Annotated in this window: 1 protein-coding gene; it reads right to left on the bottom strand. The window is 59.7% G+C overall.

Annotation, left to right across the window (positions count from 1 at the left end):
- The coding region (locus tag H7U37_RS15390) for a glycoside hydrolase family 3 N-terminal domain-containing protein (protein ID WP_204877043.1) at positions 1 to 313 on the bottom strand (313 nt) is incomplete at both ends.

Here is a 313-nt window from a genome sequence, read left to right on the forward strand (position 1 = left end):
TCTGACCGGCGTTCTGTCCGTAGACAGCACCGATGGAGTACCAGTCGGTCATGACGAAGCCGTCAAAGCCCCACTCGTTTCTCAGGATCTCGGTCAGCAGGTTGTAGTGCTCGAAGGTGGGATAGCCGTTGACCATGTTGTAGGAGGACATGATGTAGTCAGGCTTGGCCTCACGGACGGCAATCTCAAAGCCCTTCAGGTAGATCTCACGGGCGGCGCGCTCGGACACCACGGAGTTGCTGCCCATACGGGAGTTCTCCTGGCTGTTGAACGCGAAGTGCTTCAGGGTGACGCCCACGCCGGAGGCGGAGCC

The organism is Pseudoflavonifractor phocaeensis (assembly GCF_016901735.1).
GTDB lineage: Bacteria > Bacillota > Clostridia > Oscillospirales > Oscillospiraceae > Pseudoflavonifractor_A.